Raw genomic sequence first — 17,103 nt, 5'->3', positions numbered from 1 at the left:
GTTTGTTGTTATACCAATCACACTAAGTAAATGGTCAGAAATAACGCAGGAAAAACACTCGAGAATAAGGCAGGATTTTTCGGTAAGTAGTTATTCTACAATCAAAAATCCTAACGCAATTATCGAGTATTTTAACCAGTTAGAATGGTCAGTTATTTAGTACGATTGGTATTAGGCTAAGCTAATAGCTTACTTTACAGGGTACTTTTGCTGCTTGGCAGCGTTGGCTCATTGATAGCTAGGATGTCTTCAATGCAACAATACAAAGGGTGGTTGTTTCTTGCCTCGCTGCTACTTTACTTACTGTATGCCTTTGGCGTAATTGGCATTAGTTTAGCCACCGCAGTAACCTGGGCTGCCGCCTTGCTGTACTTACCTCAACTTAGCAAAGCCATTCGCATTCAGGCGGGTTGTTTGTTAAGCATTGGCATCGTATTGCTATTGATTGCAGCCAAGCAAAATACCTTGCTAAGTGCCTCCGACATACTCTCAATAAACCTTCCCTTGCTGGCGATGTTTAGCGCGGTATCTTTTCTCGCCTTAGCCAATCCAGAGAATCAACAAGACCCTTTACCTATTGGCAAACGCAGCATTGCCTCAACCGCGCTCGGCATGAACTTGCTGGGTGCGGTAATCAATCTATCGATTGTATTCATTGTCGGCGACCGCTTGGCCAAACAACAAGCTTTAGCTAATGCTCAGCAAAAAGTATTAATGCGCTGCTTTTGTGCCGCGGCTTGGTGGTCTCCATTTTTTATTGCCACTGCGGTTTCCATTACTTACGCCCCCGGTATGCAATGGTTAGATGTACTGCTGCCGGGCGCTTTAATGGCGCTAATTGCCTTGGCATTTACCACTGCCGAGGTATCGCTAAGAGAGAAAGACAGTTTTGCTGGTTACCCCTTACGTCGAGAAAGCTTAACCATTCCCTTTGTGCTCGCCACCAGCGTGATAGCTTTGCATTTCGCCTTCCCCGATTTCAGCATAATTTTAATGATTACCTGCCTAGCACCGATTGCAGCCTTAAGTTTTGCCAAAGGGAACTCAAAAGTGCTCATTGCCAGAAACTTTGTTAGCCATCGCTTATCTAATGTTGGCAGCCAGTACGTGCTGTTTTTAGCTGCTGGGGTATTCTCGGCGGGTATTAAAGCCTTATTACTGGCCTACCCAGAAACCTTAAGCTTGCACAACGTTGCTTTTACTCACCAAACCTTTGCTGTAGTGCTGGCAATGATGATCGTGGCCTGCATGTTTGGCATTCATCCAGTTATTAGCATTTCTTTAGCCAGCCCTTTGTTATTGCCGCTTAACCCAGAGCCAAGCCAACTTGGCTTTTTGTTTTTAAGCTCTTGGGCTATCTCCACCGGCAGCAGCCCGCTATCTGGCGTAGGCCTAACCATGATAGGCCGCTACCAATTCTCCACCAGCCAAATACTTAAAAACAACTGGTACTACGCCCTAATCATGTGGCTGATATGCTCTGGGGTAAATGCGCTGTTGATGTAACTGGGGTCGTGGCCATGTCGTTAGTTCGTTTGCATTTGACGTAAGCTTGAGCGTTCAACTTCTAGTTCACGATGTGGCATCTAGAGTCAAACTCATTGTTGCCCCTTTATGTGTTAGCTATAGAGTAAAAGCTTTCGCCTGCGGCGACGTCATTTTTCTTTGACGAGCAAAGAAAAACGAAGCAAAAAGAAAACTCGCCCTGCATTTTCTTAGGCCCTCCGTTGCGCATTCACAAGGGAGTTGAAGTAACTCGCTACGCTCAAACAGACTTCAACTCTGCTCCCTTGTTCATTTGCGCTACTCGGCGAAGATAATGGGATTGAAAAGCACAATCTTGGCTATCAAGTTTGTGAAACGCTCTTGCCCCGAAGTTAGCTAGAAAATGCCATTGCATGTTAAAGCTTTTACCTACTTATCTTTATTTAATTAGCTTATCAAGTGTATAAACACTGCCATTTAAACGTGTAAATGAATGCCTGCCTCTATAAAACCTTGCACTCTACAATGTTGGATTTATCATTACTGTAGTTGTTGTTGGTGGTGGCTAATGTATAAGTATAAAGTCAAAACTAACTTGTTTATTTTTTAGAGTGAAATCATGAGAATTATTTCAATACTTTTTGTTGCCTTGCTTGGCGGCTGTGGGATGCCACCAGAAACCGCAGAAGAATTTAGAAACTCTAAATATCCGCCGCTGACATTTAAAGTTAATTTAAGCGTTACTGAAGTTTTTCAATTACTAATTGATGAATATGCAAAATGCTACCAGGTTAACCATTCGACGTTACTCCCTATTGGCGATGCTTTTATTAGCTCTGATGAGTCTAAAACAGTTGAAGTCAGTCAGTTATCTGACCACCATTATCAAATTGCAGTAAGGAGAGAGGTTAACCTAAATAGTTGGTACGAAAGGATGATTGAGTTGCAAGGGAACAATGAGGTGCAAACGGAAATTACCGTTTACCAACTACCAGTTTACAACTCGAAAAATAAGACAACAATAGAACTATTCCTGTCAGGAGATAAAGTCTCAATTTGTGAGAATTAAATACAATTAAGTAAACATCATCACCAGCAAAAATATCGATGATGATGTTTATCTGAAGCACGGTTTTTGGCTCAAAAGTTAGTCATCATTCTTCGTTTGACCCATTTATGTCCAGCTCCGTGCTGATGGGGCAGAACACCGTAATGCAGATCTGTCCAATAGTTTTTTTGAAGACAAGCTACTTTTATTGACCGCCCTCCCCGATACAAAAAAGCCTAGCATTGCTAGGCTTTTTATCTCTCAGCTGTATTAGTCACTAAGCAGGTACGGCTTCAGCTGGGCGAACACCTAAGGTGTGGCAAATGGCATACGACAACTCCGAGCGGTTAAGCGTATAGAAGTGAAAGTCTTTCACTCCTTCGCGCGATAATACTTTAACCATTTCAATGGCTACACTGGCGCCGACTAGGTTTCGAGTAGTTTGGTCATGCTCTAAGCCAGTAAATTGATTGTGTAGCCATTTTGGCACTTTTACATTGGCAAAAGAGGCGAACTTTTTCAGGGTATTGTAGTTAGATACTGGCAAAATACCGGGTACGATTTCCCCTTCAATGCCAATGGCTGCACAGCGGTCGCGAAAGCGCAGGTAGCTTTCTACATCAAAGAAAAACTGGGTAATGGCGCGGTTGGCACCGGCATCCATTTTACGCTTTAAGGCCAGCAAATCAGCTTGGGCACTTTTTGCTTCTGGGTGAATCTCTGGGTAAGCCGCTACCGAGATATCAAAATCAGCTTCTTCTTTTAACAAAGCCACCAAATCGCTGGCGTACATTTGCGGCTTGGCGGAACCTTCTGGTAAATCACCTCGCAGTGCCACAATGTCTTTAATGCCACTGTTCCAGTAATCGCGAGCAATTTGGCGCAACTCATCGGGCGTTGAGTCGATGCAGGTTAAATGTGGTGCTGCCGCTAAGCCTGTGCGGTCTTTAATTGCTTTAATCACTTTGTGAGTGCGGTCTCGAGTACCGGAGTTTGCGCCATAGGTTACTGATACAAACTTAGGCTTTAAGGTTTGCAAACGCTCGATAGACGACCACAAAGTTTGCTCCATGGTCTCGGTGGTTGGCGGGAAGAACTCAAAGGACACGTTAATATCGCGGTTAAGCTCGCTTAAGCTTTGATTGAGTGTTTCGATTTGTTGCGCGTTGTGAAATCCCATTGACCTTCTCCGTTAAAGACTTTTAGACGTCTATACCGCTAGATACTAAAGAGAAGATTATTTAAGTCAACGCGATTCATCTTAAACATAGCTTTAAATGAATTATTTTCAACATGGGGATTTTAGCCGCTAACTACTGGTTAAATATGCATTAAGACAAATAGTTAGCTAACAGAATTAGCTCCGCTACTCGAAAGGAGTGTATTGAATAAGGTTAATCCACCACTCTTTAGTGCCAGAGGGCGTTTTTACAAACACATCATCGTCTACTTGCTTGCCGATAAGCGCCCGTGCCATGGGAGAGTCGATAGTGATGTAACCCAGCTTTGGGTCTATTTCATCGGTGCCTACAATGCGGTAGCGAACGATATCGCCTTCATCGTTTTCCAGCTCGACCCATGCGCCAAAAAATACTTTGCCGTTTTGTTGAGGGTGATGGTCTACTATTTCTAGCGCATCTAAGCGCTTGGTTAAGAACCTTAGTCGAGAATCGATGCGGCGAAGCTCTCGCTTACCTTCTTTGTATTCGGCGTTTTCTGAGCGATCACCCAGTGCTGCGGCTTCGGATACTGCTTGAGTTACTTGAGGGCGTTTAACCTTCCACAAGTACTTTAATTCTTTATCGAGTTTATGCCAGCCAGGGCGAGTGATTAGATTGGTTTTCATAGCTATTTAGTTAAGTCTGCCTAAGCCGATTATAAACGACTTAGGCAATAAACTCGCAAGCTTTAACTAGAGAGTATGTACTTGGGTGGTTTCTCGTTTCACCAATTCAACCGGAGGAATACGGAAGTTGTTGCTAGCACCACCATTTAGCATATCCAAAATGGTTAAGGCGGCAGCATAACCGGTATCAAATATGGGTTGGCGCACTGTAGTTAAAGGCGGAATGAAAAACGCCGAGCCAGGAACATCATCAAAGCCAATCACCGAAACCCGCTCTGGCACAGGTCGATTAGCTTTATATAGTGCTAACATTGCGCCATGTGCGGTTAAATCGTTGGCAGCAAAAATAGCACTAAATTGGCGCTTATTAGCCAACAGGCGTTGCACCGCTTCAAAGCCACCTTGTTCACTAAAGTCACCTTGCTCTACTAGCTGCATTTTCACCGGTAAACCCGCATGTTCCATAGCTTGGCAATAACCATTGTAACGCTGCTGGGCATCGGGGTGACCTTCTGCACCGCGAATATGAACGATCTCGCGATGGCCTAACTGAATAAGGTGATTAGTAGCCATGTAAGCGCCCACTGAGTTTTCAATCTTAATTGAGCGCAGTCGTGCGGCTTCTAGATCACGGCCCAGTGCAACAATCGGTCGCTTTTTAGAAAACTCAACGATTTGTTCGTCTGCTAAGCCACCGGTAACAATAATGATCCCATCCACAGAGCGCGATAACAGCAGCTGCATCGACTCCATTTCTTCTTCGCTATTCCAGTGGCCGGTTACGATAATATGCGAATAGCCCTGAGCCAGCAGAACTTCCTCAATACCTCTTAAAATTGAAGAATAAAATGGGCTGTCGGGATGTTGTACCAGTACCCCAATGGTCATAGTACGGCTACTAGCGCTGGCTCCTGTTTGCTGGCCAGGTTTATAGCCTAGCTCAACCATAGCAGCTTGAATTTGTTTACGTTTTGCATCAGACACATAGGTGGTTTGATTCATAAACCGAGATACGGTGCTAGGCGATACCCCAGCCAACGCGGCGACATCATAAACGGTTGAGCGTTGCTCCAATTTATTTTTATCTTTCACATTGATTCTCTGACAACTAACACGAGTTCGCATTTTACCTTTCCTCTGTGCTGCCAAGCTGAATTTAGCAGGCCAGAGAGGTAAAACTCCTGATACCACTATATACACCAACTCGGCCAAGAACTTGTTTTCAATGATATTGAGCGTTAGAACGCCGTTATAGATCACATTATCAGTGACTAACTGCCCCCAAGCATCAGTAATTACTTAATTTTTTGAAGCAATAAAGGCCGACATAATGTCGGCCTATGCTAATTGTTTATTACAATTTTCTTACTTAAGGCGGTGCTCATCCAATACTGTGGTAACCCAAACTAGGGGGGCATTCCAGTTGATGGTGATCTCATTTAAGGTCCAGGCACCAATCTCATCGGCAAAACAGGTTTGGCCAATACAGTTGCCTTTAAGGCCGGCTGCTACGGGGTCACTAAAGCTAATAGAGTTAGGCCCACCCGATAAGGCACCTGGTGCTGGTTTTGGTGAGTTGGCGTCGGCTTGATGCGCCCAAAAACGGTGGTGTGGATTCTTAAGAGGATTGCTACCATATCCGGTAATGTATGACTGATCTAGCGGGTTTCGCCCTAAGATGTAATCCATAGCATGCGCTAAAGTTTGCATGTACTTGCTGTCGCCACTGTAATCACTTGCATAGCTTAGGAATATGCCGCGATTCACCAAGTTTGAGTTAGAACCCCATGGGTATTGTTCGGCACTATAAGGGATGTGGTAACCCTCTTTGGCCATTAATGATGAATACGCATCGGCCGTAGCAATTATCTTAGCGCGCGCTTTATCACGAGTCGCTTGGTCTAGCTTGCTAGGTACTAAGGCTAGGCTTAAGGTTCCTGCAGAGCTTAAATCTTGCCAGAACAAATCCCCTTTGGCGGTTTCGTCACCCACTGGCGCAGCTAAAAATGCTGGAGAAGCTTTAGCTGCCTCTAAGAACTTAGCGTCGCCAGTTGTGATAAAGAGCTCTGCCGCTGCCCAATAAAATTCATCGGCTAAATCAGTATCACCATACGGGCCTGAGCCAGTAAAGTTATCGTAGGCATATACTTCTGGGTGCTTGTTAGCCGCTTGCCAAGCACGGTTTGCCGCAGTTAAACACTGAGCAGAAAAATCAGCATCGATGTCTTTCCAAATACGCGCACATTGTGCAGCTGTTGCCGCAAGGTTTAAAGTTGCCGCAGTGCTAGATTGGCCCACATAACGCTTTTGGGTATCTTTGTGAGGCGGTAATGGCATACCTGTCCACTTTTCGTCAGCCACCTTATGGAACGCCATACCAGAGGCATCAATTTCGGTGAGCTTAAGCGAGCGAATGTTTTCTTGTTGGTTACCCACAGGCACCGATACTTTGCTGCCTTCTGGGATTTGCATCGCCAACATGAACTCCATGTTCCAGCGCGCTTCATCCAATAGATCGTTTACACCATTACCCGCTTCTGGCATTGGTTGTTTACCATCAGCAAAAGGTTCGCCAGCACCATCAATAAATTGCGAGCGCTCGTAAAGGTTCATTAAGGTCCAGGTACTAATGCCGCCGTTTACCACATATTTACCGTGGTCACCTGCGTCATACCAACCGCCGGTGAGGTCCATGTCAAAATCACAACCTGGCCACTTGTTCCCTTTGTCGTCGGTTTTATCAAAACAACTCACTACATCTGGAGCATGCCCTGCTGGACGCGCCAAGTTTGGTCGCTGTACAAACTCTTGCTTAATCTCTACACCGCTACGGTTTTGGTAGAAGTAAGCTAAGGCATCATGTTTTAACTCGCTGTAGATATCATCAGCAATTTTGAAAGGATGGCTAGTTTGACCATCTACATCTAACACCAAGTTTTCATGCTTGGTCGTTAAGGCAGAAAAGTCTGCTTGATGCACTGTTTCGCCAGAGGCCGCATTCATCCCAAATACTTTGGTTTTACCGGTAAGTAAGTGATTGCCTTCGGCATCTTTTACGCGCCAAACCCGCGGTTGTTGCTCTTCACTGCTAATTACCGCAATCTTTTCGGCTTTAGGATAAAAGCCAATTTGGTTTAAGCGAATGTTAGGAATTTTGTTTACGATAACAAAAGACTTACCTTTCACCGATATATCGCTAAAACACAATACCGCTTCTTTTTGGGCTCCTAGCTGGAACTGAAACTCGGTTTTAGCATCACTCTTTTGATCTTGAGTGAACTTGAAGCTAAAGGCTTTTGGCTCAGTGCCAATCTCTAATACTTGATTAAAGTATTGCGTATATGGTGCACCATTATGCTGAATAAGTGCGGTAAAGGCGGTGTCTTTGTTGGCGCGCGCCACAAAGTCGATGGCATAGTCTTGGCCTTCTTCCAAACCAAATCCGCGCTGGCCTAAAATTACATCCCATGGGTTAGAGCCGGCACGCTTAATGTCCATGCAGGCTTCGCCGTCTTTGGCCACTAATTCAGCACCGCTTGACCACCAGCCGGTGGTGCCATTGCTAAAATCAGTATTACTAAGCATTTCATTACTGGCCGCAAGTGCCGGTGCACTCATTAAACTAGCCAATACAATGCTTTGGCTAACACGGCTTAAACTTACATTGAAAAGAGTCTTGTCGCTCGCGCTCATTTCGCTCTCCTTGAACTGAGGCATTAAAATCATCCTCACTCTAATTCAGTAACTGAATAATGTTTATGGCTTTAGCTCACATAACTATGACCAACAGCCTGCAACAAAACGTATCTATGAAGTGCTTATGAAAAATTTGTCACGCTGTGAAACAGTTTTCACGCTATTAAGTCTCTACATATTATTTTTTCTGCTTGATGCCTATTTATAAGCGAATAAGATAGAGGACACTTTTTCTGCTGCAACAAGCAGCGCATCTAAAATTACATAAGCCCATGCAAAATTTAGAACAACAAATTGCTACAGATATCAACGCACAAGCTCAACAAGTGAGTGCCGCCATTAAGCTTCTTGATGAAGGGTCAACGGTTCCTTTTATTGCCCGTTACCGTAAAGAAGCCACCGGCGGATTAGATGACGGGCAATTACGCTTGTTAGAGCAACGTTTAAGTTATTTACGTGAGATGCAGCAACGCCGTATTGCAATACTCAAATCCATTGCTGAACAAGACAAACTCACACCGCAATTAGAACAAGCTATTAATGCAGCGAGCAGTAAAACAGAACTAGAAGATCTCTACCTTCCTTACAAACCCAAACGCCGTACTAAAGGGCAAATTGCTATTGAAGCTGGCATAGAGCCATTAGCAGAGCTTTTGCTAAGCCAGCCAGATACCAGCCCAGAAAGCCTAGCCGAAGATTTTATTAATAGCGAAGCAGGCTTTGCCGACAGCAAAGCGGTATTAGATGGCGCCAAGTTCATACTGATGGAGCGCTTTGCCGTGCAAGCCCCACTGCTAGCGAAGCTTCGTTTATTCTTACAACAAAATGCCGTGGTAAAGGCGGAGGTTATCGATGGTCAGCAACAAAATGGTCAGAAGTTCCAAGACTATTTTGACTACCACGAAGCCATAGGAAAAATACCTTCTCACCGCGCTTTAGCCATATTGCGAGGGCGCAATGAAGGCATACTCAACCTAAGCGTAGAAGTTGAGCAAGAGGACGGGCGAAACCACCCTGCTGAGCAAATGATCCGCGACTATTTTGCTTTAGCCCCTAAAGGGCATGCTAGCGACCGCTGGATAGCCACCGTGGTGCAATGGACCTGGCGAGTAAAACTAAAACTACAACTAGAAACAGAATTGCTCAATCAACTGCGTGAGCGTGGTGAAGACGAAGCAATTAGTGTGTTTTCGCGCAATTTAAATGACTTATTGATGGCAGCGCCTGCAGGGCCTAAAGCCACCTTAGGTCTAGATCCAGGCTTGCGTACTGGTGTTAAAGTAGCGGTGGTTGACGCTACCGGTAAACTGGTCGCCTACGACACCATTTACCCTCACGCGCCACGAAACCAATGGCAAGACTCACTCAAAACGCTAGCGAGTTTAGTGGCTAAACACCAAGTTAAGTTAATTAGTGTGGGGAACGGCACTGCCTCGCGTGAAACCGATAAACTGGCCGCTGATCTCATAAGCATGTTGCCACCGCAAGGTTTGCAAAAAGTGATGGTGAGTGAAGCAGGTGCCTCGGTGTATTCTGCCTCTGAGCTAGCAGCGCAAGAATTTCCAGAGCTGGATGTTTCAATTCGCGGCGCGGTGTCAATTGCTCGCCGCTTACAAGATCCCTTAGCCGAGTTAGTTAAGATTGAACCCAAAGCGATTGGTGTTGGCCAATACCAACACGATGTTAGCCAAAGCAAGCTATCACAACAATTAGACAGCGTAGTTGAGGACTGTGTAAATGCCGTGGGTGTGGATGTAAATATGGCTTCGGCACCACTACTAAGTTTTGTGGCAGGTTTAAACTCCACCATAGCGCAAAACATTGTGGCCTACCGCGATGAGCACGGTGCGTTTAAGTCACGCGCAGCCATCAAAAAAGTGCCTCGTTTAGGGCCTAAAGCCTTTGAGCAAGCGGCGGGTTTTTTACGGATTAACCAAGCGAAAAATGCCTTAGATGGATCAGCCGTTCACCCCGAGGCTTATCCCGTAGTACAGGCCATTGCTCAACATAGCCAGTGTGAAGTTAGCCAGTTAATTGCCAACGGTGAGCGCTTAAACAAACTCGACCCAAAACAATTTACTAACGATAAGTTTGGTCTGCCCACAGTAACCGACATTATCGACGAGCTTAAAAAGCCTGGTCGCGACCCTCGCCCAGAGTTTGCAACCGCCACCTTTAAAGAGGGAGTAAATACCATTAGCGACCTAAAGCCGGCCATGCTGTTAGAAGGAGTTGTTACCAATGTCACTAACTTTGGTGCCTTTGTTGATGTTGGCGTGCATCAAGACGGTTTGGTACATATCTCCTGCTTAGCCAATCACTTTGTGAAAGATCCACATCAAGTAGTTAAAGCCGGCGATATCGTTAAGGTAAAAGTGCTGGAAGTAGAAGTACAACGCAAACGCATTGCCCTTAGCATGCGCTTAGATGAAGACGTCCGTTCTACCCCATCTACAAACAAAACAAAACCAACACCCAATAAGCCTCATTCGGCCACAAAGCCGCAAGCTAGTGCGCCGATCAATAGCGCCTTTGCAGATGCGTTCGCCAAAGCGAAAAAATAAATTAGAGCAGAGAAATAGATTAAGCTTGTAAACTTAGTTGAGATTGCGGCCTAAAGGCCGCAGCACTGCTATAGCGCTGTTCAATGGTTTGATTACGCTGCGCCATTTGCTGTGCGATATCGGGGTAGCGTTGCTGCAAAGCTCGAGCATTTTGCTGCTCTCGCGCTTGCTGAGTGGGTTCAAATTCGGCACCTTCGGCAGCAATGGCGCCAAAGGCTGAAGGTTGTTCGTCTGATGCCAGCAAACCAGGCGGTTGTGCATGATTAAGTTCGCGCTGTGCTTCGGCGGCTTTTTGTTGAGCCTGTGCGGCCACTTGCCGATCTTGCGAGGAAGGCTCTGCGGGTGCTAACGCCGCCCGTTGTACCTGCTCCATTTTAGCAATGGTAGCTTGTGGGTCGTCGGGGATTTCACTCACATCGATAGACACTTCACCGCCTACCGCATATTGCTTTCCATCTGGGCCACGTTCAAACTCAAAAGAGGCGGCACTGGCGTATTGCCCGCCTACCGCTTGATGTTGCGCTTCGTGGGTGCGGACCTCTTGGTCGCGCGCACTTAGCTCATCAACTTTCTTCTGTTCGCTTTCGTTAAGCTCATTTTGGCCTTTTTGTCTGGCACTGGGTTGATCTGACCCCGACTGTTCTTGACTGCCTTTTTGCTCGTTTTGTTTACCCTGCTGCTCGCCTTGTTGCTCGCGACCTTGCTGTGCTTCGCGTTCGTTAATCTTAGCTTGCTGTTCTTGAACCTGAGGATATTGAGCCGTGGCTTGTGGCTTGTTACGGTCTTTCTCAGTGCCTACCTCGGGCTCTTTGGCAAAACTAGCCACTTCTTTGGGTTGAGCTATCACCTGACGCAACTGATTATCGCGACGGGCTGAATCCGTAGGCGGAGTTAAGGTATTGGGGAAAACATTAGGCAAGCTAACATTGATATTCATACTAGGCCTCTACATCCAGTAAAGTGCCTAACATTTTAGATTCGGTTTGTATCACCTTAGCGCCAGCTTTAGCATAAAGCTCAGCTTGGCTAAGGCTCACCATGGCATCAACCACTTCGTTTTGCTGTGGTTCACGTTTTGCCGCTACTTCAGCAAGGGTTTGAGCACTTTCACTAACCTGCTGATTTGCGTTAGCAATAATTTGAAAACCGCTACTTGCCGCGCCAATTTGCATATGCCCTCCGCTTAGTTAGATGCTAGCTCGATCATAGTTAGCCTTAATTCTAGCAAATTGCTCACTTTTACACCACTATGCTGCGCGCGAAGCTGAGTACTTTTTCAGCAAATAGCTGCTTCTCAGAGATAAATGGTGCATGTGAAGAACTAGCAAATAAGTATTGAGTTGCCGCGGGGTGAAGCTCGGCATGTTGCTGCATAGCGGCCTTTGGTACCAGCGCATCGCTACGACCATATAGCTGTAACCAAGGCATTGAGATTTGCGCTAATTCATCACGTAAGTCTTGGCTTTGCAACAAAGCCAAGCCCTGTTCTAAAGCGCTAAGCTGGGGCAAAGGCCTAGTTGCCAGTAGCTCTCGAAGCTGCTTGATATCTTGCTTAGCTTGAACGCTCCCCATGGCTTGGATGGCCAAAAATTGCTGTAAGGTTTTCTTAAAATCTTGCTGTAAACCACTGGCAAAACCATCGAGCACTTTTGCCTGAATTCCCGGCCACTCCGATTTAGCAATAAAGTGGGCCGAGCTGGCCACAGTAATTAAACCAGCAACCTGCTGAGGCTGGTGAATAGCTGCATACTTTGCCACTAAACCACCTAAAGACCAGCCTAACCAAATGGCCCGCTCGGGCACCTGAGCACTAATAGCTTGCACCATGCCATCTAAGCTAAGCGGCTCAATAGCAGGCGAGTAGCCAAAGCCGGGTAAATCCACCAGATATACGCTGAATTGCTCGGCCAATAGCTCGGTTATAGGCTGCCAAACAGCACCGTTTAAGCCCCAACCATGAATAAGAATGAGCGCAGGGCCTGAGCCATGACGTTCAAAATGCAATTTACTCATCTACACTTAACTACTGATCAAAAAGGATGCTCATGTTAACTAGATTTCACGCGGCTTTAAACTCCCGCTTAGTTTTGTCTGAACACTGTGATTTTTGTTTCCAAAGTAAGAGGCTCGATCAGGCTTGTTGCGAGAGCTGCCGCACTCTACTGTTAACGCCAAACCAACACCGTTGTGAGACGTGTTATTTACCCTTAGCAGAGCCAGGAATATGCGGCGAGTGCCAAGGCAACGTGCCTTTTTACGATCAAGTATTCTGTTTAAGTGACTACCAATGGCCGATAGAGCCGATGATTAAAGCCTACAAATATGCCAAACAGCAACATTTGGCGAAGCCCTTAGGCCAACTTATTTGGCAGCATATTCAACACACTCAAGCTCCCATACCAGAAGCCTTTTGCCCAGTGCCCTTACATTGGTTTAAGCAGTGGCGGCGTGGTTTTAACCAAAGTGAGGTTTTATGTAAGCAATTGGCAAAGCACGCAGCTAAACCAATGCAAAAGCCGTTTACGCGCAAACATTATGGTTCAAGCCAGGCAGGGTTAACCCGCCGCCAGCGACAAAAAGCCTTAGCCGCCAGCTTTAGTTGCCAAAATACGCTTAACTATAAACACTGGGTAATAGTTGATGATGTTGTAACAACCGGTAGCACCGCTAACGTGCTAGCTAGGCAGCTTAAAGGTGTCGGCGCTGAACGAGTCGACATCTGGGCCATTGCCCGCACTCCAAAACCCTCACAACGAAGATAAGCTCTCGCAACACTAGCAGAGCGGTTTAAAAAGCCGTACAATAATCCCTAGTATTTTAGTCAGGTATCGAGGAAGCAGATGGTATCGATCTCAGAAACAGCGCAACAACACTTTGTTAAGCTGCTAGAACAACAGCCTGAAGGCACCCATATTCGTGTATTTGTGGTTAATCCTGGTACACCAAGCGCAGAGTGTGGTGTTTCTTATTGCCCACCAGAATCGGTTGAAGAGGATGATACCGCACTACAATTCGATGGTTTTAAAGCCATGGTAGATACTGCTAGCGCGCCATTTTTAGAAGAAGCTGAAATTGACTTTGTGACCGACAAAGTGGGCTCGCAACTTACCCTTAAAGCACCTAACGCCAAGATGCGCAAAGTAGATGATGACGCTCCACTGATTGAGCGTGTTGAATACACCATTGAAACTCAGGTTAATCCTAACTTGGCCTCACACGGTGGTAAAGTTAGCGTGATGGAGCTAACCGAAGAAGGCGTTGTTGTATTGCAGTTTGGCGGCGGTTGTAATGGTTGTAGCATGGTAGATGTTACGCTAAAAGAAGGCATCGAAAAGCAGTTGCTTGAAGCCTTCCCAGGTGAACTAACCGGTGTAAAAGATGTCACTGAGCACCAAGCCGGTGAGCACTCTTACTACTAGAACACTGGTTACTACTATTAGCAAAAAAGGTAGCTTAGGCTACCTTTTTGTCTATGGTGTTATTAACTGCCAATCGGCTACTTTGCTTTGTAAAAAGCCCGACTGTTGATAAGCCTGAGTGATAACCCCTTGGCGTTTTAATTCTGTTAACCCCATCTCTAAAGCCAAAAATACCCGGCGATTATCAATTGCTGACCGACTAATCACAAAGCGTCTCGAGTCTTGCAATGCAAGCTTAATCCCCGGCAAAGGTTTTAGGCTTACACCAAAGGCTTGTAAACTCATATCATCGCTGGCTTGAAAAGGGGCGAGTAAAGCATCTGCTCTGCCAATATCAACCATTTTTACTTGGCTCTGCCATTTAGTGGTATGAATGCGGTGATTAAAACCCAGCTGTTCTAAAGTACTCCAGTCTACCGACCATTGCTTGTTTGACACCACTTTTAAGCGTTTTATCTGCGATAGAGTTGGTGTTGCGCCCTGCAACAAAGGGCTACTGTCCTTGAGGTATAAACCCACTTCAAATTGCCCTTTCTCCACTACCGGCTGAGTTTCTAATAAATTTGGGTGTGCGCTTATATCACGAGTAAACATTGTTGTTGCACTTGCAACCACGTCCCCATGAGTTAACAAACGCATGGTGCGTTGATAGCTGTCTACCTTACTGAAATAAATTGGTTCCTTCCAACCACCAAGGCGCAGTGCTTGTATAAACAAAGCGACCTCTACCACATCTCTTCGGCTATGAGCCCCTGAAAAATCTTGGATGGAAACCGGATCGCGGCCAGCAAGGAATAACAAATAGTCTTGATAAACATCGGAGGGAACAACAACTTTAATGGCAGCAGCATCGGAAATACTGCTCACCAAAAACAAGGCTAAGGCGACTAAGGCCTTATTCGTCTTTTTGCGACCTTGCCAAAAGATCCATAGCGGCAGTTTGCACGGATTTGTTTTCATAAAGTACTTGATATATTTGCTCTACAATTGGCATTTCAACACCAACTCTTTCAGCTAACAAGTAAACTTCTTTAGTATTGCGGAAACCTTCAACAACTTGACCAATTTCTTGCTCAGCTTGTTGCTTGTTTTTGCCTTTACCTAAAGCCAGACCAAATCGCCGATTACGACTTTGATTATCGGTACAAGTAAGCACCAAATCACCAAGACCAGCCATACCCATAAAGGTCTCGGTATCAGCGCCTAAGGCTTTACCCAAACGAGTCATTTCACGCAGCCCTCGGGTGATTAAGGCCGTTCTTGCATTTGCGCCAAAGCCTAACCCATCGGCCAAACCAGCGCCAATCGCAATAACATTTTTAACTGCGCCACCAAGCTGCACGCCAATAATATCGTTATTGGTGTACACCCTAAAGCTTCGCTCACAGTGCATTACCTTTGCCAAATAGCGCACAAACTCAGCATCTGAAGAAGAGGCAGAAATCGCGGTAGGCAAACCTGCTGCAAGTTCTTTAGCAAACGTTGGCCCAGAGATCACCGCCAACGACACCTGCTCACCCAAGACATCAACAGCAACCTCAGACAATAAATGTCCGGTATTCGCTTCTAAACCTTTGGTTGCCCAGGCTACTCGTGATTGTTCGCTTAACATAGGCTTTATCTGACGCATTACATCAGCGAAGGCAAAACTAGGCACTACCACCAGCAGGTTGTCACTTTGCGCAACCGCAGTGGCTAAATCAGCTTCTAGTTCTAGGCTTTCAGGGAAAGCAACTCCAGGCAGGAAATCTTGGTTTTCACGGGCTGCATCAAGTGCAGCCACATGCTCAGGCTCATGACCCCATAACACGGTACGTTGTCCATTTCGGGCAATCGCAATTGCCAACGCGGTACCGTATGAGCCAGCGCCCAATACGGTCATAGTCGCCTTTGAGTTAACCATTAAGCGTCAGCTTTAGCCGCTTGTTGCTGTTCTGCTTGCTGTTGTACATAGTTAGCAAACAAAGCATCAAAGTTAACAGGCGCCAAGTTAATTTGTGGGAAAGAACCACGGTTAACTAGGTTAGATACCGCTTCACGTGCATAAGGGAAAAGAATATTAGGGCAGTAAGCGTTAATTGCGTGAGCAAGTTGAGGCTCTGGCATGTTACCTAGAGTGAAAATACCACCTTGGTGAACTTCACATAAGAACGCAGTTTGCTCGCCAACTTTAGCAGTAACAGTAAGTGTTAAAACCACCTCAAATACGTTATCAGCGAGTTTGTTGCTAGTAGTGTCTAGATCAACCTTAACTTCTGGTTTCCACTCTTGTTGAAAGATTTGCGGAGAGTTAGGTGTTTCAAAAGAAATATCTTTTGTGTAAATACGTTGAATTGCAAATTCTACTTGTGGTGCTTCAGTGGTAGCTGCTTCAGCCATGATAATTACCTTTAATACATTTATTTAAAATTGCTTAATCGCTAGAGCGCTAGCCATTAAAACTCGATCTTACTTCTTAGTGATCGGTAGGTTTGCTGATTTCCAATCGGTCATGCCGCCGCGTAGGTTATACACTTTCTCAAAACCGCCTTTAACCAGAGCGTTAGCCGCTGAGCCTGAACGCATCCCTGTTTCACATACAACGATAATGGGGTTGCCCTTTAAATTTTCAATAGGCTTAAAGTTATTAGCCTGTATTTGGGTTAAAGGAATGTGACGTGCGCCCGCAATATACCCTTTTTTGTACTCGTCGTTAGTACGAACATCCACCACAACTGCATCTTCTTTATTAATGAGCAATGTCGCTTCGTGATTGCCTACCGAGGTAACCTTCGACAGCATTGGTTGGATAAAAGTGTAGATAACGGCACCGAACAAACCGACCCAAGCGAATGAAATGATAGGGTTATTTCCGACAAATTCGACAACTTGCTGCATAGTATGACAATTCCAGTTAAGCAAATAGTTAGTGATATTGGGGCGAGAGTATACACCTGAGCGAGAAGAATAGCAGCTCTCAAGCGCGCCAAAGCTCGCAAATTGACCTAAGATTCATACACCAGAACAAATCTGAGCAAAAACAACTAATCTCGGTTGATTTGCGCT

At 45.6% G+C, this 17,103-nt stretch carries 16 protein-coding genes; 5 read left to right on the top strand and 11 right to left on the bottom strand.

Annotation, left to right across the window (positions count from 1 at the left end; translation table 11 throughout):
- Positions 1-252: 252 nt before the first annotated feature.
- Together K5L93_RS12495 and K5L93_RS12490 are read left to right on the top strand one after the other, a co-directional pair.
- Positions 253-1,506 (top strand): hypothetical protein, encoded by a 1,254-nt coding sequence (locus K5L93_RS12495; protein WP_220720150.1) that lies wholly within the window; start codon positions 253-255, stop codon positions 1,504-1,506.
- Positions 1,507-2,104: 598 nt separating this feature from the next.
- Complete coding sequence (locus tag K5L93_RS12490) at positions 2,105-2,554, top strand: hypothetical protein (RefSeq protein WP_220720149.1); 450 nt, start codon at positions 2,105-2,107, stop codon at positions 2,552-2,554.
- Positions 2,555-2,810: 256 nt separating this feature from the next.
- On the opposite strand, the gene metF is transcribed toward K5L93_RS12490, so the two are convergent.
- The 4 genes from metF to K5L93_RS12470 all read right to left on the bottom strand — a co-directional run bounded on the left by metF (position 2,811) and on the right by K5L93_RS12470 (position 8,072).
- Positions 2,811-3,713: a methylenetetrahydrofolate reductase gene (gene metF / locus K5L93_RS12485; protein ID WP_220720148.1), complete on the bottom strand. Its 903-nt coding sequence runs from the start codon at positions 3,711-3,713 to the stop codon at positions 2,811-2,813.
- A 186-nt stretch (positions 3,714-3,899) separates the two neighbouring features.
- Positions 3,900-4,379 carry a transcription elongation factor GreB gene (greB, locus tag K5L93_RS12480; RefSeq protein ID WP_220720147.1) on the bottom strand — a complete coding sequence of 160 codons (480 nt, stop codon included), beginning with the start codon at positions 4,377-4,379 and terminating at the stop codon, positions 3,900-3,902.
- 66 nt (positions 4,380-4,445) lie between these two features.
- A complete protein-coding gene (locus K5L93_RS12475; protein ID WP_220720146.1) occupies positions 4,446-5,471 on the bottom strand; it encodes a substrate-binding domain-containing protein in 1,026 nt (341 codons plus the stop codon).
- Between the two features lie 273 nt (positions 5,472-5,744).
- The gene (locus K5L93_RS12470) at positions 5,745-8,072 is read right to left on the bottom strand and encodes a glycoside hydrolase family 9 protein (RefSeq protein WP_220720145.1); all 2,328 of its coding nucleotides are present in this window, start codon (positions 8,070-8,072) and stop codon (positions 5,745-5,747) included.
- A 275-nt stretch (positions 8,073-8,347) separates the two neighbouring features.
- Between K5L93_RS12470 and K5L93_RS12465 the strand changes: the two genes are divergently transcribed.
- Positions 8,348-10,639: a Tex family protein gene (locus K5L93_RS12465; protein WP_220720144.1), complete on the top strand. Its 2,292-nt coding sequence runs from the start codon at positions 8,348-8,350 to the stop codon at positions 10,637-10,639.
- A gap of 19 nt (positions 10,640-10,658) precedes the next feature.
- On the opposite strand, the gene K5L93_RS12460 is transcribed toward K5L93_RS12465, so the two are convergent.
- The 3 genes from K5L93_RS12460 to bioH form a co-directional block, all read right to left on the bottom strand.
- Positions 10,659-11,576, bottom strand: a complete 918-nt coding sequence (locus K5L93_RS12460) for a putative metalloprotease CJM1_0395 family protein (protein ID WP_220720143.1) — start codon at positions 11,574-11,576, stop codon at positions 10,659-10,661.
- A 1-nt stretch (position 11,577) separates the two neighbouring features.
- Complete coding sequence (locus tag K5L93_RS12455; protein WP_016403471.1) at positions 11,578-11,811, bottom strand: hypothetical protein; 234 nt, start codon at positions 11,809-11,811, stop codon at positions 11,578-11,580.
- Positions 11,812-11,878: 67 nt separating this feature from the next.
- Positions 11,879-12,652 carry a pimeloyl-ACP methyl ester esterase BioH gene (gene bioH, locus K5L93_RS12450; protein ID WP_220720142.1) on the bottom strand — a complete coding sequence of 258 codons (774 nt, stop codon included), beginning with the start codon at positions 12,650-12,652 and terminating at the stop codon, positions 11,879-11,881.
- A 32-nt stretch (positions 12,653-12,684) separates the two neighbouring features.
- On the opposite strand from bioH, the gene K5L93_RS12445 reads away from it, so the two are divergent.
- Both K5L93_RS12445 and nfuA read left to right on the top strand, forming a co-directional pair.
- Positions 12,685-13,401, top strand: coding sequence for a ComF family protein (locus K5L93_RS12445; RefSeq protein WP_220720141.1), 717 nt, complete (start codon positions 12,685-12,687; stop codon positions 13,399-13,401).
- 78 nt (positions 13,402-13,479) lie between these two features.
- Positions 13,480-14,058: a Fe-S biogenesis protein NfuA gene (gene nfuA / locus K5L93_RS12440; RefSeq protein WP_016403468.1), complete on the top strand. Its 579-nt coding sequence runs from the start codon at positions 13,480-13,482 to the stop codon at positions 14,056-14,058.
- A gap of 51 nt (positions 14,059-14,109) precedes the next feature.
- On the opposite strand, the gene K5L93_RS12435 is transcribed toward nfuA, so the two are convergent.
- The 4 genes from K5L93_RS12435 to K5L93_RS12420 all read right to left on the bottom strand — a co-directional run bounded on the left by K5L93_RS12435 (position 14,110) and on the right by K5L93_RS12420 (position 16,935).
- Positions 14,110-15,018 (bottom strand): hypothetical protein, encoded by a 909-nt coding sequence (locus K5L93_RS12435; RefSeq protein ID WP_220720140.1) that lies wholly within the window; start codon positions 15,016-15,018, stop codon positions 14,110-14,112.
- Positions 14,954-15,961 (bottom strand): NAD(P)H-dependent glycerol-3-phosphate dehydrogenase, encoded by a 1,008-nt coding sequence (gene gpsA / locus K5L93_RS12430; protein WP_220720139.1) that lies wholly within the window; start codon positions 15,959-15,961, stop codon positions 14,954-14,956. The genes K5L93_RS12435 and gpsA overlap by 65 nt, the downstream gene beginning before the upstream one ends.
- Entirely contained in the window at positions 15,961-16,437 is a 477-nt protein-coding gene (gene secB, locus K5L93_RS12425) for a protein-export chaperone SecB (RefSeq protein ID WP_016403466.1), read from the bottom strand. Before secB ends, gpsA begins: the two co-directional genes overlap by 1 nt.
- A gap of 69 nt (positions 16,438-16,506) precedes the next feature.
- Positions 16,507-16,935, bottom strand: a complete 429-nt coding sequence (locus K5L93_RS12420) for a rhodanese-like domain-containing protein (RefSeq protein ID WP_016403465.1) — start codon at positions 16,933-16,935, stop codon at positions 16,507-16,509.
- Positions 16,936-17,103: the final 168 nt, after the last annotated feature.

It is taken from the genome of Agarivorans litoreus, from assembly GCF_019649015.1.
GTDB lineage: Bacteria > Pseudomonadota > Gammaproteobacteria > Enterobacterales > Celerinatantimonadaceae > Agarivorans > Agarivorans litoreus.
Note: the sequence above shows the minus strand (reverse complement) of the source record. Positions and strands in the feature narration are given on the sequence as shown.

Coding starts and splice junctions, on each gene's coding strand:
- K5L93_RS12495 (WP_220720150.1), top strand. CDS start 253: ATGCAACAATACAAAGGGTGGTTGTTTCTTGCCTCGCTGCTACTTTAC.
- K5L93_RS12490 (WP_220720149.1), top strand. CDS start 2,105: ATGAGAATTATTTCAATACTTTTTGTTGCCTTGCTTGGCGGCTGTGGG.
- metF (WP_220720148.1), bottom strand. CDS start 3,713: ATGGGATTTCACAACGCGCAACAAATCGAAACACTCAATCAAAGCTTA.
- greB (WP_220720147.1), bottom strand. CDS start 4,379: ATGAAAACCAATCTAATCACTCGCCCTGGCTGGCATAAACTCGATAAA.
- K5L93_RS12470 (WP_220720145.1), bottom strand. CDS start 8,072: ATGAGCGCGAGCGACAAGACTCTTTTCAATGTAAGTTTAAGCCGTGTT.
- K5L93_RS12465 (WP_220720144.1), top strand. CDS start 8,348: ATGCAAAATTTAGAACAACAAATTGCTACAGATATCAACGCACAAGCT.
- K5L93_RS12460 (WP_220720143.1), bottom strand. CDS start 11,576: ATGAATATCAATGTTAGCTTGCCTAATGTTTTCCCCAATACCTTAACT.
- K5L93_RS12455 (WP_016403471.1), bottom strand. CDS start 11,811: ATGCAAATTGGCGCGGCAAGTAGCGGTTTTCAAATTATTGCTAACGCA.
- bioH (WP_220720142.1), bottom strand. CDS start 12,652: ATGAGTAAATTGCATTTTGAACGTCATGGCTCAGGCCCTGCGCTCATT.
- K5L93_RS12445 (WP_220720141.1), top strand. CDS start 12,685: ATGTTAACTAGATTTCACGCGGCTTTAAACTCCCGCTTAGTTTTGTCT.
- nfuA (WP_016403468.1), top strand. CDS start 13,480: ATGGTATCGATCTCAGAAACAGCGCAACAACACTTTGTTAAGCTGCTA.
- K5L93_RS12435 (WP_220720140.1), bottom strand. CDS start 15,018: ATGAAAACAAATCCGTGCAAACTGCCGCTATGGATCTTTTGGCAAGGT.
- gpsA (WP_220720139.1), bottom strand. CDS start 15,961: ATGGTTAACTCAAAGGCGACTATGACCGTATTGGGCGCTGGCTCATAC.
- secB (WP_016403466.1), bottom strand. CDS start 16,437: ATGGCTGAAGCAGCTACCACTGAAGCACCACAAGTAGAATTTGCAATT.
- K5L93_RS12420 (WP_016403465.1), bottom strand. CDS start 16,935: ATGCAGCAAGTTGTCGAATTTGTCGGAAATAACCCTATCATTTCATTC.